At 62.5% G+C, this 26,811-nt stretch carries 16 protein-coding genes; 11 read left to right on the top strand and 5 right to left on the bottom strand.

Going from position 1 to position 26,811, the window contains the following annotated elements; all coding sequences use genetic code 11:
* Positions 1-226: 226 nt before the first annotated feature.
* Positions 227-922, bottom strand: a complete 696-nt coding sequence (locus ACZ5B4_RS11470) for a methyltransferase family protein (RefSeq protein WP_464911369.1) — start codon at positions 920-922, stop codon at positions 227-229.
* A 412-nt stretch (positions 923-1,334) separates the two neighbouring features.
* Here ACZ5B4_RS11470 and ACZ5B4_RS11465 point away from each other — a divergent pair, with 412 nt between their 5' ends.
* The 10 genes from ACZ5B4_RS11465 to ACZ5B4_RS11420 all read left to right on the top strand — a co-directional run bounded on the left by ACZ5B4_RS11465 (position 1,335) and on the right by ACZ5B4_RS11420 (position 20,159).
* On the top strand, positions 1,335-3,053 hold the full coding sequence (locus ACZ5B4_RS11465) for a GspE/PulE family protein (RefSeq protein ID WP_464911368.1): 1,719 nt from the start codon (positions 1,335-1,337) through the stop codon (positions 3,051-3,053).
* A gap of 309 nt (positions 3,054-3,362) precedes the next feature.
* Entirely contained in the window at positions 3,363-4,499 is a 1,137-nt protein-coding gene (locus tag ACZ5B4_RS11460) for a PilT/PilU family type 4a pilus ATPase (protein WP_464911367.1), read from the top strand.
* 197 nt (positions 4,500-4,696) lie between these two features.
* Positions 4,697-6,412 carry a GspE/PulE family protein gene (locus tag ACZ5B4_RS11455; protein ID WP_464911366.1) on the top strand — a complete coding sequence of 572 codons (1,716 nt, stop codon included), beginning with the start codon at positions 4,697-4,699 and terminating at the stop codon, positions 6,410-6,412.
* A 133-nt stretch (positions 6,413-6,545) separates the two neighbouring features.
* Complete coding sequence (locus tag ACZ5B4_RS11450) at positions 6,546-7,880, top strand: type II secretion system F family protein (protein ID WP_464911365.1); 1,335 nt, start codon at positions 6,546-6,548, stop codon at positions 7,878-7,880.
* Positions 7,881-8,190: 310 nt separating this feature from the next.
* Positions 8,191-9,225 (top strand): type II secretion system protein, encoded by a 1,035-nt coding sequence (locus ACZ5B4_RS11445; protein ID WP_464911364.1) that lies wholly within the window; start codon positions 8,191-8,193, stop codon positions 9,223-9,225.
* Complete coding sequence (locus ACZ5B4_RS11440) at positions 9,222-10,163, top strand: type II secretion system protein (protein WP_464911363.1); 942 nt, start codon at positions 9,222-9,224, stop codon at positions 10,161-10,163. The genes ACZ5B4_RS11445 and ACZ5B4_RS11440 overlap by 4 nt, the downstream gene beginning before the upstream one ends.
* Positions 10,160-11,359, top strand: coding sequence for a pilus assembly FimT family protein (locus tag ACZ5B4_RS11435; RefSeq protein WP_464911362.1), 1,200 nt, complete (start codon positions 10,160-10,162; stop codon positions 11,357-11,359). Before ACZ5B4_RS11440 ends, ACZ5B4_RS11435 begins: the two co-directional genes overlap by 4 nt.
* 1 nt (position 11,360) lies before the next feature.
* Positions 11,361-12,587: a type IV pilus modification PilV family protein gene (locus tag ACZ5B4_RS11430; RefSeq protein ID WP_464911361.1), complete on the top strand. Its 1,227-nt coding sequence runs from the start codon at positions 11,361-11,363 to the stop codon at positions 12,585-12,587.
* 87 nt (positions 12,588-12,674) lie between these two features.
* A complete protein-coding gene (locus tag ACZ5B4_RS11425) occupies positions 12,675-17,996 on the top strand; it encodes a hypothetical protein (RefSeq protein ID WP_464911360.1) in 5,322 nt (1,773 codons plus the stop codon).
* A 219-nt stretch (positions 17,997-18,215) separates the two neighbouring features.
* A complete protein-coding gene (locus ACZ5B4_RS11420) occupies positions 18,216-20,159 on the top strand; it encodes a metallophosphoesterase family protein (protein ID WP_464911359.1) in 1,944 nt (647 codons plus the stop codon).
* Between the two features lie 129 nt (positions 20,160-20,288).
* On the opposite strand, the gene ACZ5B4_RS11415 is transcribed toward ACZ5B4_RS11420, so the two are convergent.
* From ACZ5B4_RS11415 to rpmG, 4 genes are all read right to left on the bottom strand, one after another.
* Entirely contained in the window at positions 20,289-21,749 is a 1,461-nt protein-coding gene (locus ACZ5B4_RS11415; protein WP_464911358.1) for a sulfatase family protein, read from the bottom strand.
* A 140-nt stretch (positions 21,750-21,889) separates the two neighbouring features.
* On the bottom strand, positions 21,890-23,353 hold the full coding sequence (locus ACZ5B4_RS11410; protein WP_464911357.1) for a sulfatase: 1,464 nt from the start codon (positions 23,351-23,353) through the stop codon (positions 21,890-21,892).
* 130 nt (positions 23,354-23,483) lie between these two features.
* Entirely contained in the window at positions 23,484-25,226 is a 1,743-nt protein-coding gene (gene recJ / locus ACZ5B4_RS11405; protein ID WP_464911356.1) for a single-stranded-DNA-specific exonuclease RecJ, read from the bottom strand.
* 58 nt (positions 25,227-25,284) lie between these two features.
* Complete coding sequence (gene rpmG / locus ACZ5B4_RS11400; protein ID WP_460185476.1) at positions 25,285-25,455, bottom strand: 50S ribosomal protein L33; 171 nt, start codon at positions 25,453-25,455, stop codon at positions 25,285-25,287.
* Between the two features lie 268 nt (positions 25,456-25,723).
* On the opposite strand from rpmG, the gene ACZ5B4_RS11395 reads away from it, so the two are divergent.
* Positions 25,724-26,731: an alpha/beta hydrolase family protein gene (locus ACZ5B4_RS11395; RefSeq protein WP_464911355.1), complete on the top strand. Its 1,008-nt coding sequence runs from the start codon at positions 25,724-25,726 to the stop codon at positions 26,729-26,731.
* The last annotated feature ends 80 nt before the right edge of the window (positions 26,732-26,811 follow it).

The following is a 26,811-nucleotide window of genomic DNA, read 5'->3' as shown; positions in this document are numbered from 1 at the left end:
CCCCGACGAAAGACCGCCGCGGTCGGACTAGATTAGGCGAAGATATTCCGGCTCGGCGATGCGGAATGCGATCCACGCAATGAGGAGGGCGGAACCCGAGCGCGGCCTGACTGCTTCTTTTCTTGTCCGACCAGACGGTGCCGAAAGCGGAATCGAACGAGGGCGGCCGCCTCTTCCGCCGCAACGTCCGGCACGACAGCGGCAAAGAACCGGAGAACCGGCTCTTTCAATACACCCGGAACAAGATGGGGATGATTCCGTGCAAATGAAGCCACTCCAGGGCTTCGGTACCGATGAAGATCAAGCCGATCAGGGCCGCGTCAAAGACGGCTCGATTGAAGGCCCGGCATTGCAGCTCCACGGATTTGGGGCAGCGGAAAAGCCATGGCCTGGGGAAGAGGGCCGGCACATCGCGGCCGTATCGCGCGTATTCCTCGCCGAATAATTGACGCAGGCGCTCCTCCTCGCGTCGCATCACGGGTATGTGCGTAAGAAAGAAGATCAAGACCATGACGCCCGTCAGCACGAACGATTCCATGGCCAAACCGGCGCCCAAAAATCCCAGGAAAGAGAAGAAGTACAGCGGATGCCGCATGACGGAATAGGGGCCGTCTTGGATCAGGCGGAGGTTTTTTCGCCCCGCGATGTAGCCCGCCGACCAAATTCTGCCGATGGCTGCCAAAAAGAGCGCGCCGCTGCCGGCCACCTCGAAGAGGAGATTCGGCAGGCCGTCCTCTCGATAAACATGATGGACGAAAAGCACGCCGATGACGAGCAACCAGACGGCGGCCTTGGCCGTGAAAAGCCGCACCTTCTCCGAGTAGTTGCGGTGTGCGCGGATCTCTTGCAGACGCAGAACGCCGTTGCCGGCGAGGGAAGCCTCGGCCTTGTCACCAAGCTCTCCAAAGGGAATGGGTGGCATCGGGTTCTATCTTGTCGGCGGTGTGATGAAGTCTTGAGGCACGACGCGATCTCGGTGTGGTGCAACGCTGCAACCCGGTGGGGAAGTCCGCCGGCCGAGCGTGGACGGCGGTATCCGCCCGTCGGAGCTGTGGGCCGTGCCCGGTGTGATGCATCGAGTTCGGCGCCACCCAATGGAAATGCCTTATAGAAGAAACGTCTTCCCATTGTCAAGAGCGATAAACTTCTCGCAACTCAGGCTCGTTTGGAATCGTGGGCCGGCGGGACGACCGGGCTTGGGACGGACAGGTCGGCCGGCAATGCAAGGCCTCTTGTTGACAAGAGGGGGCTTGCGGGGTTACGGTAAAAAAGGGTTGATAGAGCCGAAACGGTTCCCACGGATACTCTTCTCCTCAATCGCGGAGGATCGTGATATGGCGGCCAAACGTCGGGCCCAGTATGCGAATTTGCTGGTCGATAAGGGCGTGATCAGTCAGGATCAATTGGCCGAGGCCGAAGAGTTGGCAAGCCAGGCCAATATCAAACTTCCCGAGGCCATCATTCGCCTGGGCTACGCCTCGGGGGAAGAGGTCATGAACGTGTTGGCCGAACAGCACGGCCTGCAATTCGCGGACCTCTCCCGCGTGGTCATCCCACCGAACGTCGTGGAGTTGGTCCCGGAGTCGGTGGCGCGAGAAAACGTCGTCCTGCCGATCGCGGAAGAAGACGGCCAGCTTCGGGTGGCCGTGAGCGATCCGGACGATTTCCCGACGTTCGAAAAACTTCGCTTTATCTTGAACAAGCGGATCGAGATCTGTTTGGCGACCCGCGAGTCCATCATGGAGGCCATCAACCGCTATTACGGCCAGACCAGCGGGGAAAGCAAGGACTCCATGATTAGCGAGGTGACGGATACGGCGATCGACTTTACCCAAGTGGAGGCGGATACCGCCGGCTTCCAGGATGTTGATGAGTCAAGCGCCCCGGTGGTGCGATTGGTCCACCTGATCATCAGTGAGGCGGTTCAGCTTCGGGCATCCGACATTCACATTGAGCCGTTCGAAGATCGGGTACGGATTCGGTATCGCATCGACGGATACCTCGTGGAGCGGGATAATGCCCCCCGGCGTTTGTTGGGGGCGATCCTCTCCCGCATCAAGATTCTTGCCCGGATGGATATCGCCGAACGTCGCCGCCCCCAGGACGGGCGTATCAAAATGACGCTTGGTGAAAAGCAGTTAGACTTCCGCGTGAGCGTGCTTCCCAGCAACTGGGGGCAGGCCGTGGTCATGCGGATCCTGGATAAGGACAACATCAAGGTCGGTCTCCGGCAGTTGGGCTTCTCGGAAGAGGATTACGTCAAGTTTCGGCAGCTTATCAAGCGGCCGAACGGGATCATTCTGGTGACCGGCCCGACGGGCTCCGGGAAGACGACCACGCTGTATGCCGCCTTGAACGAACTGAACACTCCGGATCGCAAGATCATTACAGCGGAGGACCCGGTGGAATACTATCTGCCGGGCATCAACCAAGTCGAGATTCGGCACGAGATTGGGTTGGATTTCGCTCGGGTGATTCGCGCGATGTTGCGTCAGGCGCCGAACGTGATCCTGGTGGGAGAGATGCGGGACCTCGAGACGGCGCAGATGGGAATCCAGGCTTCTTTGACTGGACACCTTGTCTTTAGTACACTACATACGAACGATGCGCCCAGTTCTATTACGCGCTTGATCGATATGGGCGTACCCTCATACTTGGTGGCAAGCTCCGTCGTGGCGATCATGGCGCAACGATTGGTACGTGTCGTTTGCACGCAATGCCGGACCCCGTATCAGCCCAGCGACGCCGTCTTGGAATCGGCCGGCGTCACGCCCGAGATGGCGGCCAACGCCACCTTCTTCCGGGGAAAGGGGTGTAGCCACTGTAACGGATCGGGTTACCGCGGCCGGATGGGTATCTTCGAACTGATGCTGATGTCCAGCAAGGTCCGGGAAATGACCTTCAAGAATCGAACCTCGACCGAGATTCGCCGAGTAGCTATTCAGGAGGGAATGCGAACCCTCTACATGGACGGACTCAATAAGGTGTTGCGGGGACGCACGACCCTGGAAGAGCTGTTGGCCGTGGCTCGGCCGGAGGAGGAGTTGCAGTAGGACTTTGCGGAGGGGTGGTACCCGGCTCGTCTGCTTATGATCCGTACGATGGGTAGTGCGCCGGAGTCTCGCCGGGAGCTGGAAGTTTTTTCTTGTCGAGGGTGCGAAAAGCGTAATAATCTTGCGGTTACGGGCAAGGGGGGACTGCCGACTCGATGCGGAATCGGCGGATGAGGTGGGCGATTGAATGGCATTTAGGTGAATGGCAGGAGGTCAGGTTGCCGACGAACGAGGCCTTCCGGCACGAGGCGGTCGGCAATCACGTGTTCTTGGGAGTTCCGCGGGGGCGTTTAGGACGGTGATCCGAGCATGGCTCAACAACTTCTTATCGATAAGCTCCTCAATACGGTAGTTGCACGAAAGGCCAGCGACCTCCACATCGCGGTGGGGCAACCGCCCGTGCTGCGATTGGACGGGCGGATGGTGCGTTTGGAGACGAAGGTCCTTGAACCGGAGGACACCGTCTCGCTGATGAAAAGCATCACGCCGGAGCGGTGCCAGCGGGAATTGCAGGAGGTCGGCGGGTCCGACTTCGGTTTCGCCTTCGGCGACAAGGCCCGCTTCCGCGTCTCCATCTTCAAGCAGAAGGGCTGCGTGGGGATGGTGTTGCGGCAAATCCCCAACAGGCTGATGAATTTCGAGGAGCTGGGAACGCCGCCGGTCCTCAAGGAAATCATCATGCGTCCCCGGGGATTGATTCTGGTGACCGGCCCCACCGGTTCCGGTAAATCCACGACCTTGGCCGCGGCCATCGATTACCTCAACGAGAACGTCGACCACCACATCATCACGATCGAGGACCCGATCGAGTTCTACCACACCCACAAGCGCTGCACGGTCAACCAGCGCGAGGTGGGAGTCGACGTGCCGAGCTTCGCGGAAGCGATTCGGCGGGCCTTGCGTCAGGACCCGGACATTATCCTGGTCGGCGAAATGCGGGACTTGGAAACGATCGAAGCGGCCATCACGGCGGCCGAGACCGGGCACATCGTCTTCGGGACCCTGCACACGACCGGTGCTCAGGGGACGGTCAATCGTATCATCGACGTATTCCCCACCAACCAGCAGGAGCAGATTCGGACGCAGCTTTCGACTTCCATTATCGGCATTTTGTCGCAGCAGCTTCTTCCCAAGATCGGCGGGGGACGGGTGGCCGCCTACGAAATGCTGGTCGTCACGCCCGCCATCGCCAACTTGATTCGTGAAAACAAGACCTTCCGTATCAATTCGGCCATTCAAACCGGCTATAAACTGGGCATGCAACTCCTGGACGATCACCTCTTCCGCTTGTGGCAGGAGGGAAAGATCGACAAGAAGGATGCGATATTGCGGGCCAACGGTCCCGACGAATTGACGGCACGGATCGCGCGGGCCGAGCGGGGAATGTTGGAGGACGAAGAGGAAGCGAAAAAACGTTTGGAAAGGGAGGCCGCTCAGCAGCGTTAAGATTGCGGACTCGGCGAGGGAGCGGACGCGAAGTCGATTGGGCATCATCGCAGAGCATCCGTCGCGTCCCGATCAGGTCTTCGTCCGGCGGCAAGCAAGGGCGAGAGACCGATCATTCGCCGATTGAGGGAAAAACCGGACGGGGGCCGCCTCGGCTGCTCCGGTCTCCGTCTCTTCTTGGTGAAGGCGACTCGCGGATGGCCATTCGGCGTATCGGACAAATTCTGGTGGACTTGGGTTTCATCTCCGAACAGCAATTGGAGCTGCTGTTGGAGGAGCAGCAGCAACACAAGGGCGAGTTGCTGGGGCAGATCGCCATCCGCATGGGCTTGATCAATGACGATCAATTGGCCCAGGCCTTGGCCGAGCAATTCAACCTCCAGGTCATCCAGCTCAACGACGTGGTGGTCCCGCCGGAGGTCCTCAATCGAATCACGGAGCCGATGGCTCAGCTCTACAAGATCGTCCCGGTTTCGTTCCAGGACAATACGCTGACCATCGCCATGTGCGAACCGCAGAAGCTCTCCGTGATCGACGAGTTGCGGAGCTTCTTGGGCTACGACATCCGGCCGGTGGTGACCACGGAACGGCAGATCAATCGGGCCTTGGAACGCTACTACTCCGGGTCGGAGAGCGTGGAGAAGATCATCGAGGATCTGGAGCGGGACGAGGAATTGAGCAAGGCGGCCGAGTCGTTAGCCGGCGATGGCGTGGTCGATCTGGCAAGCGTGGAAGCCCTGGCCGAGAGCGCACCCGTCCGCAAGCTGCTGAATATGGTCCTTCTCATGGCTATTAAGGATCATGCCAGCGACTTGCACTTCGAGCCGTTCGAGAACGAATTCCGCATCCGCATTCGGGCCGACGGCGTGCTGTACGAGCTGGTACCGCCGCCGCGGCATTTGGCTTTCGCCATCACGACCCGCATCAAAGTCATGGCCAACCTGGACATCGCCGAAAGGCGGTTGCCGCAGGACGGGCGGATTCGGCTCTCCGTGGGCGGGCACCCCGTGGACTTGCGGGTCAGCGTCCTGCCCACCATGTTCGGCGAAAGCTGCGTGTTGCGGGTGCTCGATCGCTCCGTGGTGGCCCTCGATTTGAACAACGTGGGAATGAACCCCACGACCTTGGCCCAATTCCGCGACGTCATCCACAAACCGCACGGTATCGTCTTGGTGACGGGGCCCACCGGTTCGGGGAAGACGACCACGCTCTACGGGGCGTTGAACGAACTGAATACCGTCGAAGACAAAATCATCACGACCGAAGACCCGGTCGAGTATTCCATCGACGGCCTGGTCCAAATTCCGATCGATTCGGATATCGGAAATACCTTCGCGAACTGTCTTCGCGCGATTTTGCGGCACGACCCGGATATCATTTTGGTGGGCGAGATTCGGGACCTGGAGACCGCCGAGATCGCGGTGCAGGCGGCGTTGACGGGGCACTTGGTGTTCAGCACGCTGCACACCAACGACGCGCCCAGCTCGATCGCGCGGTTGCGGGACATGGGCGTGCAACCCTTTTTGATCACTGCTACGGTCGAGTCGATCCTGGCCCAACGCTTGGTCCGCAAGATCTGCCCGAATTGCCGAGAATTGACCGTACCGAGCACCGAGGCCTTGGCCGACCTGGAGATGACTCCCGAAGATGTGATCGGCAAATCGTTCTACCGGGGTCGCGGCTGCACGGCTTGCAACAACACGGGTTTCAAAGGGCGGATGGGACTCTTCGAGTTCATGCCGATTACGGATGAGATTCGAGAATTGATCCACAGCGGCGCCTCCACGGAAGAGTTGCGGGACGCGGCCATGCGGGCGGGGATGCGGACGCTGCGGCAAGACGGCTTGGATAAAGTGTATCAGGGCTTGACGACCATCGAGGAAGTGGTCCGCGAGACGACCATCGAGGCCTGACGGCGAACGAACGCGAAATCGCCGACCGGACGTGGTCGCGGGCGGACACGAACACGAATTACGGCACACGCGGGAAAACGAGTGACGCGCCGTCGCGCCCCGGCGACCGGCGGTGAGGAGCGAGGAGCCGACCATGCCCAAGTTCCAATTCGAAGCCATGGACGCCACCGGACAGGAAATCCGGGACGTCATCGAGGCGGCTACGCAGGATGAAGCCGAAGCTACGATTCGGCAGATGGGCTATTACATCACGAAGATAGCCCCGAAGAAGGAAAAGAAGGCCGCCGACAAGAAAACCGCCAGCCGCAAGACGTTTTCCGTGGGCAGGGTGAACGCCAAGGTACTGACCACGTTCACCAAGCAGCTTTCCGTGCTTCAGGACGCCGGTCTGCCGATCTTGCGAAGTTTGAAAATTCTGGAAGCGCAGGCCAAGCCCGCCCTCTTCGGCAGCCTCAAGAACGCCCTCATCGACGTGATCGACGAGATCGAAGGCGGAGCCACCCTTTCCGAGGCCATGGCCAAGTGTCCCAAGGCCTTCGATCGTTTGTACATCAACATGGTGAAGGCGGGCGAGGCCGGCGGTGCTCTCGAAGTCATCCTGCGCCGCTTGGCCGAGTTCCAGGAACGTGCCTTGTGGTTGCGGCGGAAAGTAAAGGGGGCGTTGGTCTACCCCGTCGCCGTCATCGTCTTTGCGGTTGCGATCTTGGTGTTCATCATGCTCAAGATCGTGCCCCAATTCCAAAAGATCTTCGACGAGTTCGAGACCGACCTGCCCGCCATGACGCAGATCCTGATAACGGCCTCGGACATCCTGTTCAATTGGTGGTTCCTGCTGCCCGGGGTGCCGTTCGGAATCTGGCTCTTCGTCAAGCTCACGTGCATGTTCCCGTACGGTCGGTTCGGTTGGGACTTGTTCAAATTGCGGTTGCCGATTTTCGGCCAGTTGGTCGAGAAGAATATCATCGCGCGGACCATGCGTACCTTGGGCACCCTGGTGGCCAGCGGCGTGCCGATCTTGGAGGCCCTGACCATCACCCGCGACACCTCGACCAACGCGGTCTTCGAGCGCTTGTACCAGCGCGTGCTGGACGCCATTCGCGACGGCGAGACGATCTCCAAGCCGCTCAAGGACTACGCGCGGCCGGGGTTCCATCCCGTCACCGCCTGGTGGTGGTTCTTCTTCGTGGGCGGTCCGATCGGGCTGCTGCTTTATTTGACGCGCTGGAACAACCCGGTGATGGAGGATATCGCCATCAACATGGTGGACGTGGGGGAGGAGACCGGCGAATTGGACACCATGTTGTATAAGATCGCCGACAATTACGACGAAGAGGTGGCGATCCTCACGGAAAGCCTGCTCAGTTTGTTCGAGCCGATCCTGATCATCGTTTTGGGATGCATGGTCGGCTTTATTGTGATTGCTTTGTTCCTCCCCCTCATCAGCCTGATTCAGAAGCTGTCGGGTTGATGCGGCGGGCGCGAGTCGCCGCCGACTCGGGCAAGGGCGGCTGCGATTCGCGGGGAAGGATTCTCATCGCAAACGGGCCGCAGGCGGAACGCCGCGAGACGGGCGGCGAGCCGCCGACAAGCGAGGGCGAGGTATTCGACCGGCAAAGGACGGACGGATGTGCGAACGGTTGCCCCGTGAGGGATCGTCGATCCGCCGGCCCGTAATCGTGTCCATGCGAAATCCCTATCGTCGCCGCGCGGCTCCCCGGACGCGGCACCGCGACTGTTGGCCCCGACAATCGGCCGCATACGGCCGGGAGGTTGTTTCCATGTCCCGTTGCGTGTTGTCTCGCCGCGATTGCCGCGTGGGAAGCGGCTCGGCCGCGGCCGCCCGCTCCGCCTTCACCCTGGTCGAGATGCTGACGGTGATCGTGATCATCGGAATCTTGGCGGGGTTGATCTCGGCGGCGGCGATTTATGCCCGCGCTCGGGCCCGCGAGGCCGCGATCTACACTCAGATCAAGCAGCTCGAAGCCTCGCTGATGCAGTACAAGAACGAGTACGGCGAATTCCCGCCGGACTTCTGGGGGCTTAACGATCCCAATGCGGCCTTGCAGCAGAAGGCCCAGCAAGACTTGCGGCGACACCTGCGTAAGCGGTGGCCCAAGTATGCGGCGGGCGGAGATCCGGTCGTACAGTTCGCGGCGGATTTGACGGCGGCCGGCCTGGATCCCACCAAGCTGGATCCCGCCTCCGCCCTGGTATTCTGGTTGGGCGGCCTGCCTGAGGAAGCCCCCTCCGGCATTTGGAAACCCGCCGGTTTCCACGCCGATGAGGAACATCCCTTCCAGTTCGGTCAGCCGCGGACCGGGCCGATGTTCGAATTCGACCCGAAGAAGATCACGAACGATGCCGTCGGGGTGCTCCGCTATTACATGGAATCGCCGACCGGTTCTCCGTTGGTGTATTTCCGGGCACAGCGGGACCCGAACAACGGCCGATTCGAGTACGGTCTCATATCGGGGACGGCATTCCTGCCCATGAGTTATGTGCACTTCAACGACGCAGATCCGGACCCCAAAGCCAATCGCAGCAATATCGCGGTACCGTATTTGGACGGCGATCCGCAGGCCGGCGTGCCCGCCGATCCCGCCGTCGCTGCCAACAAGCGCGTTTGGCGCAATCCGGAGACCTTCCAGATCATCCATCCGGGGTTGGACGGCGTTTTCGGGAATAGCCGCAATGCGTCGGGCAACGTGGTGCTGTTCCGGTTCACCATCTCCGGACAAGGCTTCTCGGCGGATGGCGGCGACTTCGACAACATCACCAATTTCGCGCCGAAACTGGAGAGCGAAATTCAATGAACGCGGCACATCGAGAAAGGCGGCGAGAGGCGACGCGACGTCCTGCCCGAGCAGGATTTACGCTCGCCGAGCTGCTGGTGACGATCACGATCATCGCCATCTTGGCCGGGTTGGTGTGGGCCGGGGTCGCCCGGGCGAGGGAAAGCGCCCGCATCGCCAAGACCAAATCGACCATTGCCAAGATCAACCAGGTCATCATGGAACGGTACGACTCGTATCGCACGCGCCGCGTACCGATCAACACTCGGGGGTTGCCTCCGCCGGTGGCGGCCGAATTCCGCCTCTGGGCGATTCGCTGCCTCATGGCCTGGGAGATGCCGGATCGCCTCAGCGACGTGGCCTATCCGCCGAACGAAGGCGACCCGTTGACGTACACCATCACGGTCAACGGCCAGCCGGTGACCCGCGAGATTTATCGGACGCCGTTGGCGCGGGCCTACTTCCGGCAGTTTCAGTTGCGAGGCCAACCGTCGGGCGATCAATCCCCGGCCGAGATGTTGTATCTGGTGGTGACCTTGGGAACCCCCGGCGCCCGCGAGATGTTCAGCGATGCCGAGATCGGGGATACCGACGGCGACGGCTATCTGGAGTTCATCGACGGCTGGGGGCGGCCGATCTATTTCATCCGCTGCGCCCCCGCCTTTACGGAATCGGACATCCAGTTGCATCCTCTGGCGCCGATCGAAGAGAAGAATCGGGACCATGATCCGTTCGATCCGCTGCGGGTCGATCCGGGGGCTTGGCGATTGGTGCCGCTCATCTATTCAGCCGGACCGGACGGGGTTTTCGGCTTGGATTTGCAGGGCAACCTCGGCTACTTCGTGAATTGGAAGCAGTGGTACACCCATCCCGTCGGCGCGCCCGTGGACAGCAGCGATCCGGAGTTCATGCGGCACGAAGACAATATTCATAACCATGCCGTGGAGTCGCTGGAATGAAGCATCTCGCGACACGAGCACGTCAAGCCTTTCGCGGCAGGGACGGCCGACGGCGCCGCGGGCTCACGCTGCTGGAGCTTTTGGTGGTGATTACCATCATGCTGATCCTGTTGGCCGTGATGGTGCCGCGACTTCGCCCCATGATGGAGCAACGGCGGATGCGCGAGGCCGCCCGAACGGTGAGCGTGTTTTTCGGCGCGGCGCGAAGTCGCGCCATGGAAACAGGCCGACCGGTGGGCGTGTCCATCGAACGTTTGAAAATGCAGCCGGATGCGGCCGTGACTTTGCGGATGGTGGAGGAACCGCCGCTTTATGCCGGCGATGTGATCGGCGCTCGGGTTCGCGTCCGCCGGCTGGGGACGACGAATCGTTTCCAGGTGCTTTTTGCGCCTCCGGGAGATGTGGCGGCGATGCTCACGCAGGTCGTGCCGGTCCATGTCGGGGACCTGATGCGGTTCGAATATCAAGCGGTGCCCTATCGCGTCTTGGGTCTGGATATGGACTCGGACGGCAATCCGGACGCCGATCCGGACGGCATCATCGGCGACCCCGGTTTTCCGGTCGGTGTTAACCCGGTCGTGATGTTGGTGGAGCTGGACCCGGCGGAAGGCGTGGTTCCGGCATGGCCGGCGGCGACGCCCAACGCGCCCTGGCCGCCGCAAGGTACCGGGGTGGGTTCCCGCCGTCTTGCCTTTCAAATCACGCGGCGTCCGCAGCCCACCGCGGCCGCTCCCGTGCGGCTCCCCGGCCGGACGGTCATCGATCTGACGGCCTCCGGAACCGACAGCATGGCCTTGACCGGACCGCCCTTGGGATTCGTGCCCGTGGACAAGGATACGGTCACGCCCGGCGTGCAGGACCCCTCGCCCGTCATCGTGATGTTTAATCCCGACGGCCGGGTTTCCTCCGTTTCTTATCAGGACACGCCCCGCGCGGTGACGGAGGTTCTGTACTTTTTGGTGGGCCGATGGGAACGCATGCCGGCGGACTCCGGCGGTGCGCCGCTGGCCGAGGACGGCCTCTATAACTGGCAGGACATCACGAACTTCTGGATCGTCGTCAACCCGAACACCGGGCTGGTCTTAACGGCTCCGCTATTGGGCGACACCGTCGCCGCAACCGGGGTGAAGACCCCGTCCAACCTGGTCGTTGCCAGGGACGATGCCCGAAACATGCGGGGAATAGGAGGTCGTTGACGTGCAACGCCGCTGGTCAAGCCGCCGTGCGATTTCGAAGCGACGCAGGCCGCGAGTCGGTCTCGCGGCGCGGTACGGCTTCAATCTGTTGGAAGTGCTGATCGCGATGTTTGTTTTGACGATCGGCATGTTGGGCGTGGCCGCGGCGGTCAGCATGGGCAATTTCCTTGCCGTCCGCACTTTGATCGCCGACCGCACGGCCGCCGTGGGACGCAATGCCTTGGCGGAGGTTCGTACCCGGGAAATGCTCAACCCGCGAACCTGGGTCGCTCCCGACGGAACGCCGGTGCTGCCGGTCAACAACCTGAATGCCGCTCTCCCCGCGGGAGAGGCCTTTTGCATCGATCCCCTCTACATCGCTTGGACGTTGCAGGCGAGCGGTCTCCAGCCGAATTTGGATCGCTTTCCCTTTTATGACCCCACCGCGGCTTTGACGATGAGCCGCGTGACGTTGAATTGGGCGCCGCCCAATTCCGCCGATTACTTCGGCCGATTTTTCCGTGCGGAAGACGACCTGCTGTTCGAGAGCGCGGCCTTATCACGGCCCCGGATGCTGTTTCGCTCGGCAGGCGTGAATGCGGTTCCTCTGCCCGCCATGGCCTGGGAATCGCCGCCCGGTCCGCCGATCCGTGCGGATTTCCAGGGTCTTTATTCGTGGATGGTGACGGTGGTCCCGACCGTGGCGCCGGGTGTATCGGCAGGGAATCAGAAATACGCGGTCTCCGTCGTGGTCTTTCGCAATCGCGACATGACCTGGCGCGACGATCCGACCGCGGAGGCCCCCGCCGAGCGCGTGGCCACGGTCAATTTCCTGGGCCAGGGAATCGGCGGCGGGGACGTGCGGCTGTCATTCAATCCCCAGGCCGGTCAAGACGGCTTCGCCGCGCTGGACATTGCGGAAGGGCAATGGTTGCTATTGGGAGGCATCTTGCCTTCCAATCCGCCGCGCAAGGTCTTCGTGTGGTATCGCGTTTTGTCGCCGGGCGAGATCTACGGTCCGGCGACGCACCCCCATCCTTTCGGCGGCGATTCCGCCCGATACTACCGCGAGCTGACTTTGTCCGGTCCGGACTGGAACTTGAACTGGAACGCGCAAAGCGGCATCGATAGCGACGGAGACGGCAACGCGCTGGAAGCACAGGCCGTCATCCTTCCTAATGTTTACGGCGTTTATACCGAGACGGTGGAGCCGGATCGTTCGGCCCCCTGGTCGTTCCGAATGCAGTGACGGCGGATCGCGCTTTCGGGAGCGGCCGCGATCGGGTCGGCAATCGCATTGCGGTCAAGGGCGTTAGTGAAGAGGATACGATAACCCATGGCGTGCCGAAAACCTCGTGCCCAACGACGCGGCGTCGTCCTTCTTTTGGTGCTGGCCTTGCTGGCGGTTTTCGGCGTGGTGGTGCTGGCGTTCGTGGTGGTCACGGGCTTCGCGCGCCGCGGGGCCGAGACCGCCAAGTTGCACCAAGTTCAGTACGACCCGCCGGAAAAGACCCTCTATCAGACCTTGATGCAGGTCGTGCGGGGAAGCAACAATCCCGCCTCCTCCATTTGGTGCCACAGCCTGCTGGAAGATGTCTACGGCGACGCCGTATTGGAAGGGAATCTGACGTTCACCGTGCCGCCGGCGGGGACCGGGCAAATCTGGGCGGTCAACCCGTTGACCGGGACCAATCCGCAGCGTTGGGCGGGCGGTCTGCTGACCTTCGTCAACTCGCCCTTGGCCGGCCAAACCGGACGGATCGTCGATTACGACGGCGCTACGGACCAATGGCTGGTCTTTTCCGAGACCGTTTCTCCCGCCATGATCGCCGACGTCCTGGCGCAAGGCTACACGATTCGGGCCGTCGTCAATCGCGATCCGTTCGGCGGGACGGGCTTGGGCTACGACGGTTCCTCGACCTTGGCCGCCGCCGACGGCAACGGACTGCCCTTCGCGCTGCTCCCCAATCCAACCGAGGGGAGCTTTTTGAACTATTGGGCCGGAGCGGATCGCATCCCCGGGACGGCCGACGATCGGCCCCTCTCGGCCAACGAGGACTACGACGCCCCCGATTATCAAAACATGTTCATGGCAATGGTGGTTCAGGACCCGGTCACCGGCAACGTGCTGGTGCCGGAGCCTTCCTATCACCGCGTCGCGTTGACGGCTTATTGGTTCAACCAGGCGGTGAACGATCGGGTGCCGGGCCTCAATTGGGGAGCGATCACGGATCCGCAAGATCGTTTTCGGGCGTTGCTCCGGCCGGAGGACCCCACGCTTGCGTTGCCGCCGCCGCTTCAGGTGGAAATCGCCCGCTTCAAACGCAAGTTCGTCCTCCGTCCGCAGCGCGTGTTCCATCCCGATTTCGACGGCAGCAACCCGGACTATCTTGACGGCCCGACCGCCGATTCCGATGGTAACGGCGCGCCGGATCGTTTTGCCGGCGAGTTGACCGGTCCCTGGGATGTGGATAACGACGGGGACGGTGTGCCGGACAGCATTTGGGTGGATGTGGGCCTGCCGGTCCGCACGCTCCCGGACGGTCGCCGCTACAAGCCCTTGGCGGCGATCCTGTGCGTGGATTTGGATGGACGCTTGAATCTCAACGCGCACGGCTCGCTCGTGCAAGCGGACGAGCGGTATTACCAACCGGACATGCTGAACGTGGACGGCGTGCCGCAGGGCGTATCCTGGTTTTTGGCATCCGGCGGCGATGTGACGGGCGACACCTTTCCGGAGGGCGACGTCACGCTACCGCCCACGACCTTGCCGCCCAATCAACGGTCGAAAGCCGAAGCCCGCTGGGTGCGAGGCTTGGGCTTCGGACCGGCGGAGATCAATCTGGGGCCGTTGTTCCAAGTGCTGACGGGGACCAGCGGGGCCGGCGCGGCCTGGCGCGACTCCTATGCGCGTCTCTTCATTGGTCAATCCGTTCCGGCACCGACCGGGCCGTTGGAGGGCCGCTACGGCGAACGCCTGCTTTGGCTGGCGCCGCCGCCTCCGTTCCCGGCGGCGGGTGTTACCGGCCAGGTATCCCCTCTGCTAACCAACAAATTTTTCATGTATCCCAGCGACTGGCGGCAGACACTTTGGGCGCCCTTCGGTCCGGGAACGGCGACGGCCTACGGCAGCCCGCCCGACATGATGGGCGCGTTGGAAGTGGGGCTGGACTTGCGCGGGCGGCCGATTTTCACGCAGCCGCAAACGCTCTGGACGATGGCCTCCGTGGCCAATCCCTACAAAATCGATTTGACGGCCAAGCGGAATCGGCATCGGATGACGGCCGGTCAACCGGATGCCGTGGACGCTCCGTTCACCCCGGCCGAGTTGGAAGCCGTGTTGCGGCCTTTTGACGCCGACGGAAAGAATTTGACCCCGCGATTGCGGCAGTTGGTCCCGGATATCGTGCGTGCCCGGCATCTGGTCACCACCGAAAGCTGGGATATTCCCTCGCCGGGTTTGGCGGGCAGCGGAAGGTCGCGAGTTGCAGCGGGCAACCAAATCCCCACGCACATCACGCAGCGGTTCAGCATCACAGTTCCCCAGGATTGGCAAGTCTTGTTTCCTCCTGACCTCTTCGCCGGCTTGCGGATGGACCTTAACCGACCGCTGGGCGACGGGCAAGACAACAACGCCGACAATGTGGTGGACGACGTGTCCGAGGCATCGCCCCAGCCCGCGCAAGACTCGTGGGCCTATTGGACTCAAGCCGGTCCCGGCCCCGCCGTGCCCTTCGATTATGACGGCGACGGCACGCCGGGCAGCGTCGAGGACCCCCGGCAGGCTATGGCCCGACATCTGTACGTCCTGATGATGGCGGTGGCGGACCTCGACTATTTGGATACGCTGACGGGGGGCAGACTCCAGACGGCCCGGATGATCGCCCAATGGGCGGTCAACGTGGTCGATTTTCGCGATCGCGATTCGATCATGACCCGGTTCGTGTTTGACGAGAATCCGTTCGACGGTTGGAATCCCACGAACGATCCTCAACACGTTGTTTGGGGCTGCGAACGTCCCGAGCTACTCATCAGCGAGACGCTGGCGTTTCACGATCGGCGGACGGAAGATCTGTCGGCCTACGGCTACGCGTACAATCCGCCGCAACCGCAAGACGGCGAAGACCAGAAAGGCGATCAAGTCCGAGACTTGGATCAGCGGTACCGGCCGCAAGGTTCCCTGTTCGTGGAGTTGTACCATCCCTGGTTTGAGAATGAACCGCCGGCGGCCGAGCTGGACTCGGCGGGGACGACGCCCGCCAACCCGCCGGGAGTGGACCTGACGCGGACGACCCCCAGCGGCGAACCGGTGTGGCGATTGGTCATCGCGCCCTCCGATCCTGATCCGGACGCCCCGGGGCTGCCGCGGGACCCCGACGATCCCGACCCGGCCAAGCGACCGCAAGTCGAGCGAGCGGCGTACTTCGTTCCCCGCCCCGCGGCGGGATTCCCGGAGGAAACGACGATTCCCGTCAGCTATTATCCCGGCCCCAGTTACGCCTCCGGCATCAGCAAGATTCTGCCCGGCCGGTATGCCGTGGTCGCTCCGGCGGGACAGCCCGACGGCGATCGGACTTTTATCGGTTTTCAATTGGACCAGCCCGACCCGAATACAGATCGCTACATCCAAGTCCAGCCGGGCGCGGTGGCCGTGGTGAACAATGCTTCGGCAGGCGGCGATACCGTACCGCCGGGCGTCAATCCTCCGGTAGGGATTCGCCTCGACCGCGGGTTCGTCTCAGCGGCGCTCCCTCCGGGAGTTCTCAACGACAAGGAAATGCGGCTCAGCATTTCGGAACCGGTGACCGGCTACGACGCGCTGGAAGTCAACCAAGTCGATGAGATCGGCAACCCGATCCAATACAACGCCGCGACGGGGCGATACGAAGATCCGCCCGGGACGGTCCAAGTGATCGACAAACCGCTGGACGCCCAGCGAAACGACCTGGATTCCAGCTTGGGCGACACGTGGAACGACCTGCTGGGACGCAACGGCACGACGACGAATTTCCGCACGGTCTATCTCCAGCGTTTGGCCAATCCGCTCCTGCCTTACGACCCGGTCTTGAATCCATACCGCACGATCGACACGGCTTCCGTGGACCTGACGGCCTTCAATGGCCGCGACACGGCGGAGGATCTGTCCAAAGACGGCACGCAAGTCCTGGCGGAAGCCGACGTCATGTTCCATACGCGGCAGCGGGGAGAGCGGAACGATGACGTTCCCGATCCGAACAACGGCAATACGATCGACGACCTCAACCAATTCCGCATCCTTTGGAAGCAGGAACCGGGACCGAAAGTCGTGGACGACGACCCGGCCACGGCGGTAACGGGCCGTTTTAACCGCCGGTTGAAACATACGCTGAGCTATCTGAACGAACGTTTTGGAGATCCGCGGCCCGGCCCGGTGCCTTTCTATAACGGCGAGGCGTCGCGGCCCATCCCCTGGCTGACGTGGCTCAATCGACCGTTCTCCAATCCCCTGGAATTGTTGCTGGTGCCGGCCTTGCCGTCGTCGCGGCTCTTGGCTTACGACGCGACGAATTACTACAAGTATTACCGGGTACCGTTCGACGGCACGAATCCCGAGACGGACCTCAATCCCTACGCCCCGAATCCGACGGCCGTCCCCCCGGACGCCGCCGTCGATGACGACCCGTATCCGTATCTGCTCAACTTTTTCTGGTCGGTAGGGGCGGGCACGGGCGGTGCTACGGCCCCGGAATTCCATCGCGTGCTGGATTTCGTGCGCGTACCCTCGCCTTTCGTGAACACGGAATTCCAAATGAATCCGCAAGCGGCAGCCGCTTTGCCGGCTCGATTCAAGCCGCCCTACCACACGATCCCGGCCTATCGTGAACCGGGCAAGCTGAATCTCAACACGCTGTATTCGCCCGAGATTTGGCGGGCCTTGCTGAATCGGCCGGCCGTGGTGTTTACGCCGCCCAATTGGAATGATCCCAACGATCCGTCGGCGATCTTCTGGTCGGAATTCCTCGACAGCCGGCGGGGATACCGGATGAGCGGAACGGGCGGCTGGCTCCTCAGGATGTTGGAGCTTAATCCCGACTACCCGACGCGCATGGGAAATCCGTTCCGCGGATTCGGCGGTTACAGTAACGTCCCACCGACAACGCCCGTGGATGCCAACAACCCCTCGCTTCAGGACATGATCGAGCGGGAAGTCAACGCCACACTCTTGCGGCCGAAGATGCGTTACGATAATAACCGTCCGGAATTCACAAAAACGCCGCTCTTCCAGTCGCCGCCCACGGACCCCGAGGATTCCACCGTCAATCGCGAATCGGAGTATTGTGACATCAACCGCAATCCGTTCTTCCGCTATCGGGACCTGATGCGGCTGGGAAATCTGGTGACCACGCGATCCAACGTTTACGCGGTGTGGGTGACCATCGGTTACTTCGAGGTCGAGCCGATCACGCAGGCTACCGTGCCGCCCGGTCTCACGCCCCAAGAGATCGCCGAGATCTACCCCGACGGTTACCGCTTGGGGCAGGAGCTGGGTAGCGACACGGGAGACATCAAGCGGCATCGCGGATTCTTCATCGTCGATCGCTCGCTGCCGGTGGGTTTCAAGCGGGGCGAGGATCTCAACGTCGATCAGGCGATTCTCATCAAGAGAATCCTGGAATAGTGGAAGAGAGCTTCTTTCGCCCGTTCGTCTCGCGGGCCTCGCGCCTCGGTCGGTCGCGGGGCCTGCTTCTTTTGTCCCGGTTCCGGGCTTGCGGCACGCCCGGCCGGCAGGCCGCTCGGTCGTGCATTTCCATGCTTCCCAGGCGGATGCGATGCTGTTAGCATGGTGAGTCGGTGTTGGGTAATCCTGCTTGAGAAACCGCGATGGGGAGGACGGATCATGACGCGACGTGCCTTGGCCGTGTTTGTCATCGGTGTTGCGAGTCTCTTGACGGCGGATCATTCCTCCGCCCGCGGCGAGTCGCCGTTTCCGGGCCCGCGCGGAGAAAGGCTCGACCTGGCGTGCCGCGACGACATCTGGGACCGAGAGCCGCAAGGATTTCTCCAGCAGTTCGTTCGCGTCCCGCGCGATCAAGTGGTGGCGTTCGCGCTGTACACCCATGACCGCGGCGTGCTGAAGATGTCCGCGCAGCTTTTCCCGCTCAAACCGGACGAACCGCGCGAAGTGCGATTGGAATTGCTCCAGGATGGCGCATGGCGGGAGGTCGCGCGGGCGCCGGTGATCTATCCCGGTTGGTCGGCGCATTTCCGCTTGGAGCCGTGGGACTCCGGGATTTCCGTGCCCTATCGAGTGCGGCATGGGGAATCCGCCGTTTTCGAGGGGCTGATTCGGCGCGATTCCTCGGACAAGGACGAGATCGTCGTGGCATCGCTCTCGTGCAGCTCCAATCGGGACCGCGGAGACCGCGAGCCGATGGTCTCCAACCTCAAGAGGCAGGACCCCGACCTGCTGTTCTTCGCGGGAGATCAAAGTTACGATCACACGGAGCACACAGCCGCCTGGCTGCTGTGGGGCACGCAGTTCCGAGAGATCATCCGCGACCGTCCCGTGGTCACCATCCCGGACGATCATGACATCGGCCAAGGCAATCTTTGGGGCGAAGGCGGAATCGAGGCGGACTCAGCGGCGGGCGACTCGGGAGGCTACTTCTATCCCCCCGAATATATTCGCATGGTCGAGCGTTGCCAGACCTCGCATCTCCCCGATCCGGCCGATCCTCGCCCCATTGCCCGGGGTATCGGCGTGTATTTCACTCGGCTCCGTGTGGGCGGCGTCGATTTCGCGATTCTGGAGGACCGCAAATTCAAATCCGGCCCCAAGGGCAAGATTCCGCAAATGGGGCCGCGGCCGGATCACATCGTCGATCCCGCCTACGATCCCCAAGCCATCGACTTGCCGGGATTGCAGCTCCTCGGCGATCGGCAGCTCGCGTTCCTCGATCAATGGTCGGAGGATTGGACGGGCGCGGAGATCAAGGCCGTGCTTTCGCAGACCGCCTTTTGCGGAGCCGTCCATTTGCACGGCTCGCGCAACAATCGTCTGATCGCCGACCTGGACTGCAACGGATGGCCGCAGAGCGGACGCAATGCGGCACTGCGGGCCGTTCGCAGGGCTTCCGCGTGCCATCTTTGCGGCGACCAGCATTTGTCGGTCGTGGTGCAGCATGGCATCGAGACGTTCCGCGACGGTCCGTTCGGATTTACCAGCCCGGCCATCGTCAACAGCTATTACGCTCGCTGGTGGGAACCGGCGGACCGCAAGCCCGGCGGAAATCCCATTCCCAATAGCGCCCTGCCGTATACCGGCGACTACTTGGACGGCTTGGGCAACCGCATCACGATGCTGGCCTACGCCAATCCCGAGTTCGACCGCATCCAAGACATGAAGGCCGAGCAACGCAATCCCGGGGCCGAGTTGGCCGACGGCTATGCCCTGATCCGCTTCAAAAAGAGCGAGCGGACGATCCGCTTCGAGTGTTGGCCGCGTTACGCCGACCTCTCGCAGGGCGACGCCGCGCAGTTTACCGGCTGGCCGATCACCATTCGCGTGGAGGACAACGACGGGCGCAAGCCGACCGGATATTTGCCGCCGCTGCAATTCGGGCAGGTTTCCAAACCGGTGGTGCAAGTGGTGCGGGAGAGCGACGGCGAAGTGCTCTACACGCGGCGCGTGACGGAGAATCCGTACCGGCCGCCGGTATTCGGCGAGGGCACGTACACGGTGAAGGTCGGCCGAGATCGCCCGGACGGCCCGCGGTTTCAGGGCCTTGCGGCCGTCGCCCCGGATGCTTCGCCCTCGCCCATCGAGGTCGAGCTTCCGTAGCCGCGGTCCATGCCGAACGGCCGTGCCTACTCATGGATTCTTCGCTGCCGTGGGGCAAAAGCCCATCATTTTCTGCGGTCCGGCCGTGGGAGCGAAGGTGTCACCCGCGCGGCGGCGTGGTGCAGGGGTTCAGCGGCCGGGCCACGGATAGTCGTTCTTGCCCGCCGATGCCTCCACCCGTCCCGGTGGGAGCGTTTGTTGCCAAGCGATCGCCGTTTCGGCCAAGCGGGCCACGATCTCGGGGTGCCGATCCGCCAGATTGTTCTGTTCGCCCGGATCTTGGCAAATGTCGTACAACTCCACCCGGGATCGATCCGGATTCAGCAGCAGTTTCCAATTCCCATCTCGGACGGCCAGCATGGGCGAGCGGTTCCAGGGGTGATTGGCGATGCGGAATCTCCACTCCCACAGCAGCGGTTGCGTACGCTGCACTTCGGCGCCGCGCCAAGCCGCCGCCATGCTTTGGCCGCGAATTCCTTCTCGGATGTCCTGCGGCACCTCCACGCCCGCCAACTCGCAGATGGTCGGTAGGAAGTCCACGCCGCAAATGACGGAACGATCATCGACGCGACCGGCAGGGACGGTCGGGCCGCGGATGATCAGCGGCACGCGAATGCCGCCCTCATAGAGACTTCGCTTGCGCCCTCGGAACGGCCCGGCGCTTCCGTAGGCCGACCAGGCGGCGTTGCCGATATCGATGTCCTCCGGACCGTTGTCGGACGAGAAGATGATAAGCGATCGTTCGGTCAAACCCAGCTCTTGCAATCTCTCCAACAGTCGCCCGATTTGGCGATCCATCTCTACCAGGGTCGCGGCGTACACCATGAAGGGGCTGGTGAAGCCGTCCGGTGTTTGCCCTCGGAACGGTTTCATTTGGTCCGCGCTGGGAGCCAGCGGGGCGTGCGGATCGTTGAACCAGATCTGGCAATAGAACGGTTCCCCTTGAAGGGCCTCGATTTCCTCGATGGCCGCGTCGATCAGTTCCCGGGCGGCATGGGGACGCTCCTCCACATTCCAAAGATTGCGGTCGCCCGCCCGGCAGTCGATCCACCGCGCCACATCGAAGCCGTAAAGGGAAAGCCCTTCGGGAGCGTCGGCGGGGCGTCCCAAATGCCATTTGCCCACGTGGATCGTCTTGTAGCCCGCCCGCCGCAGGATTTGCGGCAGCGTGGGTACCGCCGGGTCGAGGTAATTCGGCATCCCCCTCTGCGCGTTTTGCTGGGGCGTAGCCAGGTGCCCGTGGATCCGCAGCTCGGCCGGATATTTGCCGGTCATGAGTGCGGCTCGCGTGGGAGAGCATACGGATCCCGCCTGATAGTAGTGCGTGAACAGCGTTCCCTCGGCGGCCAGTCGGTCGAGGTTCGGCGTACGGAAGCGGCGATTTCCATAGCAACTCAAATCGTCCCATCCCAAATCGTCCGCCAGGATGAACACGACGTTGAGCGGCGGAGCTTGCGACGGCGCCGATTCCGCGGCGACGCGGTCCGCCCCGACCGCCGCCATCCCAAGGATTGCGAAAAGACAACCGCAACGGAGCCGTATCGCTTGCATCGTCGTCATCGGGCCGGTCCTGATGTTAGTTCGGTTCATGAGAATTGCATTCCCCCATTCGCGGGCGTGAAAGCGGAAGGCGTTCTGGACGACCCTCCGGGTCCGAGGCGGTTCGGAAAGTGGGATCACGGCGATTCAGGCGGCGGCAGCGCCGCCCCCGATAAAATGGGGCTTTGCCTCTAGGGTTGCGAGCCAGGGTCATAGTCGGGATTGGCGGTGGGCAACTGAGCGCCTACCGCAACTCGCCAGGCTTCGAGCTTCGACTTCAATTCGTTTGCCTTTTCCGGCAGCAACGCGGCCAGGTCGCGGCTTTCTTGAGGATCTTGGCGAAGATTATACAGTTCCACGCGATCGTCCTCGAAGAATTGCACGAGTCTCCAATCGCCGTCTCGGACCGCGCTATAGGGGTTGGCGCCGCCGGGGTGATAGTGCGGGTAATGCCAGAAGAGAGGCGATCGCCGCATCGCCGCCGGATCCTTGAGAATCGGCACGATGCTCTCGCCGTCGCAGATGTGGTCCGGTGCGTCCGGCGTGCCCGTCATTTCCAAGATCGTGGGATACAAATCGTGCGTGATTACCGGTGCGTCGGTAACTCCGCCGGATAGGGTTCGGCCGGGCCATTTGACGATCAGCGGCACGCGGACGCCGCCCTCGTAAGCGGAACCTTTTCCCGCCCTCAGGCCGATATTGCAGGTCACCGGGGTTCCTTTGCAAGCGGGCAATGTCAGGCCGCCGTTATCCGACGTGAACACGATGATCGTTCGGTCCGCCAGCCCCAGGCGTTCCAACGCGTCCGCCACGCGTCCCACGGCCTCGTCCATGCTGTGGATCATGGCGGCGTAGACCGGGCACTGTTGGCCGTCCAAATCGTCGCCGCGGGCCGTGGCCTCGTCCAGCTTTCGCTGATAGCGGGCGATCAATTCCGGTTTGGCTTGCAGCGGCGTGTGGACCGCGTAGTGGGCGAAGTGCATGAAGAACGGGCGATCGTGGTTGGCCTCGATCCATCGGACGGCCTCTTCCGCGAGCCGGTCGGTGAGGTATTCGCCTTCCTCTCCGCCGTCCAAGGGAACGCGGCGCTCGCCGGCACCGTAGGGGAAGAAGTAGCTGCCGGGCTGCCCCATGAACGTACCGCCCAGGTTGACGTCGAATCCTTGATGCTGCGGATAGTACGGCGGATCGCCGAGATGCCACTTTCCGATGTGGATCGTGGCGTAGCCCGCCGCTTGCAAACGCTCCGCGATCGTCGTTTCCTCCAGCGGCAGGTACATGGTCCAGTCGGGAATGCGGAGCTTGGCCTTGGGGCGACGATGGCCCTTGATCCAGTCGCTGATGTGCAACCGAGCCGGATACTTGCCGGTCATCAACGCCGCCCGAGTGGGGGAACAGACCGTGCAGGCCGAATACGCGGCGGTGAATCGCATGCCTTGGGTCGCCAGGCGATCGATGTGCGGCGTCTCGTAGAATCGGCTGCCCGCGTAACCCAAGTCGGTCGCGCCGAGGTCGTCGATCAGAATCAGAATCACATTGGGGCGCGACGGGGGCGAACTCGATTCCGCGACCGCCGACGCGGCCGGCCGCCGATCGGCCAAAACCAAGAACGCCAAGACAAGCAGAGAGGATCGCAGGACACGGATCGGCGGCATGACGCGGCTCCCAAAATGAAGACGCAGGCGGCGGGGGGCGTGCGGCGCGCCGGGCGGCGGGCCTTCTCGACACGCGATCCGCGCGGCGCCTCCCGTGCACCTCCCGGACACCGCTTCCCAGAATAGTCGCTCAGCGTTCGTCCGGCAATCGCCAATCGACGATTTCGAGTTGAACGTTGACTCGCCCGTTGTATTCGTTGATCTTCGGGCGAAAGGCTACGTCGAGCGGTCGGCCCAGAACCAAATCGTCGATCCGCTCGGCGGCCCCGAAGGCCACGCCTCGCAGCTTGGCGGCGTGCTGTCGCAAGGCCAACGAAACGTGCCGGGAATCCTTGCCCACCACCCGCTTTTCCTCGACCTCGACGTTCTCGCAGCACATCAGCGGCCGCGGATTGCCCATCCCGAAAGGCGCCAGCTTTTCCAGTTCCCGCACTACGTCCAGCGTAAAGACGCTGAGGGGAAATTCGGTGTCGATTTCCAATTCGGGCGGGTGCGCGGAGAGGTCGAAGTGTTCGCGAACGTATTCGCAGAATTCGTGCCGAAAAGCGTCGATCTGCGACTCGTCGATGGTCAGCCCGGCCGCCAACTCGTGACCGCCGTACCGCCGCAAACGGTGGCCGCAGGCCGAGAGAGCCTGGTAGAGATTCAAGCCGGGGACGCTTCGGGCGGATCCCACGCCCTCGCCCGTTCCCGTCTTGCTGAGGGCGATCAAGACGGTCGGGCGATGGTACTTTTCGGTGAGTCGACCGGCGACAATGCCGATCACGCCCTGGTGCCAATCGGGATCGGCCAGCACGAAGGCCGGGGCGTGGTCCGGATCGAATCGCTCCTTGAGCTGTTTGACCGCCTTGAGGTAGATGCTTTGCTCGATCGACTTCCGCCGGCGATTCAACTCGTCGATGTATTGAGCCAGTTCCGCGCCGCGGTCCGGGCGATCGGTCAGCAAAAGCTCGACGGCCAGGGCGGCTTGTCCCAACCTTCCCACGGCGTTCAATCGCGGTGCCAGTTGAAAGGCCAGCCATTCGCTGTCGGTTTTCCCGTTGCCGGATTGCGCCAGCTCGATCAGGCGTCGCAGACCGGGGGCCGTCGCGGCGGGCAGGCTCCGCGTGCAGCCGTAATGCACCAAAATCCGGTTTTCGTCCACCAGCGGGACGACGTCGGCGACGGTGCCGATCGCCGCCCAACCGACCGCTTCCACCAAGAATTGCTTGAGGGCCGGCGACGCTCGCTCGCCGTTGCCGGAGCGTTTGGCCAAGGCCCAGGCCAACTTGAAGGCGGTTCCCGCGCCGCTCAGGGCATCGAAGGGCGCAAGGCGGCCGGGCAGCCGGGGATGAACGACCGCCGCCGCCCGCGGCAGCGATTCGCCCGCTTGGTGGTGATCGGAGATAATCAGCCGCAATCCCAGTTCCTCGGCGATCGCCGCTTCCGCGATCCCCGAGATGCCGCAATCCACGGTGACCACGGTTCGGGCACCGGATTGAGCCAGATTTCGCAGGGTATCCGCATGCAGGCCGTACCCGTCGTCGAGGCGGCTGGGGATGTGGTATCCGACGTCCGCGCCGAGCAGTTTGAGGCATTTGCAGAGGATCGCCGTCGCGCTAATGCCGTCGGCGTCGTAGTCGCCGTAGATGACGATCCGCCGTCCCGCCGCGATGTCGTCGCACAGCATGGCCGCGGCTTCTTCGCAGCCGGGCAGGGTCTCCGGCGGATGAAGGGCTTGCAACTGCGGATCGAGAAATCGCCGCGCGGAGGCGGCGTCGTGCAGACCGCGATTGACCAGGATTTGCGCAACGACCGCCGAGACTCCCAAATCCCGTGCGACCGCCCCGATCAACTCGCGCCGGTGGGGGGCAATCCGCCAGTACCGCTTCATTCCTCGACGCCTCGTTCAACGGACCCCGATCGGATCACGCCGAGCCGATGGATCGAGCCTATTTCTTCTTTTCGACGTGGACGGTATGCCGACGAAGCCGCGGACAATACTTCTTCAGCCGCAGTTTCTCGCCGCCCGGTTTGCGCCGCAGCGCGTAATTCATGTCTCCGGTTTCCTCGCAGACCAGGAAAACCGTCTCCGCCTTTTTCTTTTTACCGCCTTTTGCCATGTTCGCGATCCTCGAAAACGTTCCACCGGGTTGCACGGCCGCCCATAGCATGGAAAGATTTATTGTATCCGTTTGCCTCATTTTGCAAACGGGGAGCTTTGCCAGTCCGTTTCCTCGTCCAGACCTCCAGGCCACCGAGATGCTCGTTCTTGACGAGGCGGCCGGCGTTTCCCCTTCACCCCGGGAGGGACGCGGAATAATGGGAAATCTATTGCCGAGGGCAGCCCTTTTGACATTCTTTTTGACAATCGTGTCGCCGCAATCTCCCATGGATAGTCAAATTGACGCAGATGTTCTCGACGACGAACGCTATTCCGGGGAAGACGGTCCGCACGAAGTCCGGTCGATCTTGTTAACTTGGGAAGACTCGGCTCGGTCGCGAAGTCTTCCCGTCAAGATCTACTACCCAGCGGGTGGGGAGGGCAGGCATCCGGTCATCTTGTTCTCCCACGGACTAGGGGGTTCCCGAAACGGTTATGCCTACTTGGGCCGGAATTGGGCGAGCCACGGCTACGTCTCGGTACATCTTCAGCATCCCGGCAGCGACGACGCGATTTGGCGCGGGAGCCTGCCGTCGGAGGTCAGGGATCGCCTGCGAGAGGCATCACGCAATCCCCGCGCCGCTCAGGACCGTTATATCGACGTAAGGTTCGCCTTGGATCGGCTCTTCGAATTCGATCGTTTGCCGCAGGTCGAAGGAGCCTCCAACCCGCTCGCCGGGCGGTTGGATCTGGACCGCATCGGCATGGCGGGCCATTCGTTCGGCGCGCTGACGACGTTGGCCGCGGTCGGGCAGTTGGTGGGAGTGCCGCGCGCGGATTACTCCGACGCAAGGATTCGGGCCGCGATTCCCATGAGTGCCCCGGTGCCGGTTTGGCGGCTCGATCTCGACCGAGACTATGCCGGCATCCGTGTTCCCTTGATGCACATGACGGGCACGCTGGACGACAGCCCGATCGGCAATACCCGGGCGGCGGACCGGCGCATACCTTTCGACCATATTTCGCAGGCCGAGCAATATCTGATCATCTTTCGCGACGGCGACCACATGATCTTCGGCGGCCGGTCCGGGATGCTGGAGCGGTTCTCCCGTCGCTCCGGGGACGCCGAGTTTCATCGCATGATCTGTGCCGCGAGTCTGGCCTTTTGGGACGCCTATTTGCGAGAGAGCAGCGAAGCCCGGCGGTGGCTGGCGGAGGGAGGATTGAAAGACCGGTTGGGCGACCTCGGGACGCTGGAAAGAAAGTCGCCCTCTCCGCCCAAGAATGGAGCCTGACGCGGAACGGCGTGATCGTGTCCGGGCCGTGTCGGCGGTGCTTGCGGCGGCCCGCTTTTTCCGCCGACTAGGACCGCCCA

It is taken from the genome of Thermogutta hypogea (genome assembly GCF_055386265.1).
This window is presented reverse-complemented; position numbering and strand designations above follow the sequence as displayed.

Coding starts and splice junctions, on each gene's coding strand:
- ACZ5B4_RS11470 (WP_464911369.1), bottom strand. CDS start 922: ATGCCACCCATTCCCTTTGGAGAGCTTGGTGACAAGGCCGAGGCTTCC.
- ACZ5B4_RS11465 (WP_464911368.1), top strand. CDS start 1,335: ATGGCGGCCAAACGTCGGGCCCAGTATGCGAATTTGCTGGTCGATAAG.
- ACZ5B4_RS11460 (WP_464911367.1), top strand. CDS start 3,363: ATGGCTCAACAACTTCTTATCGATAAGCTCCTCAATACGGTAGTTGCA.
- ACZ5B4_RS11455 (WP_464911366.1), top strand. CDS start 4,697: ATGGCCATTCGGCGTATCGGACAAATTCTGGTGGACTTGGGTTTCATC.
- ACZ5B4_RS11450 (WP_464911365.1), top strand. CDS start 6,546: ATGCCCAAGTTCCAATTCGAAGCCATGGACGCCACCGGACAGGAAATC.
- ACZ5B4_RS11445 (WP_464911364.1), top strand. CDS start 8,191: ATGTCCCGTTGCGTGTTGTCTCGCCGCGATTGCCGCGTGGGAAGCGGC.
- ACZ5B4_RS11440 (WP_464911363.1), top strand. CDS start 9,222: ATGAACGCGGCACATCGAGAAAGGCGGCGAGAGGCGACGCGACGTCCT.
- ACZ5B4_RS11435 (WP_464911362.1), top strand. CDS start 10,160: ATGAAGCATCTCGCGACACGAGCACGTCAAGCCTTTCGCGGCAGGGAC.
- ACZ5B4_RS11425 (WP_464911360.1), top strand. CDS start 12,675: ATGGCGTGCCGAAAACCTCGTGCCCAACGACGCGGCGTCGTCCTTCTT.
- ACZ5B4_RS11420 (WP_464911359.1), top strand. CDS start 18,216: ATGACGCGACGTGCCTTGGCCGTGTTTGTCATCGGTGTTGCGAGTCTC.
- ACZ5B4_RS11415 (WP_464911358.1), bottom strand. CDS start 21,749: ATGAACCGAACTAACATCAGGACCGGCCCGATGACGACGATGCAAGCG.
- ACZ5B4_RS11410 (WP_464911357.1), bottom strand. CDS start 23,353: ATGCCGCCGATCCGTGTCCTGCGATCCTCTCTGCTTGTCTTGGCGTTC.
- recJ (WP_464911356.1), bottom strand. CDS start 25,226: ATGAAGCGGTACTGGCGGATTGCCCCCCACCGGCGCGAGTTGATCGGG.
- rpmG (WP_460185476.1), bottom strand. CDS start 25,455: ATGGCAAAAGGCGGTAAAAAGAAAAAGGCGGAGACGGTTTTCCTGGTC.
- ACZ5B4_RS11395 (WP_464911355.1), top strand. CDS start 25,724: ATGGATAGTCAAATTGACGCAGATGTTCTCGACGACGAACGCTATTCC.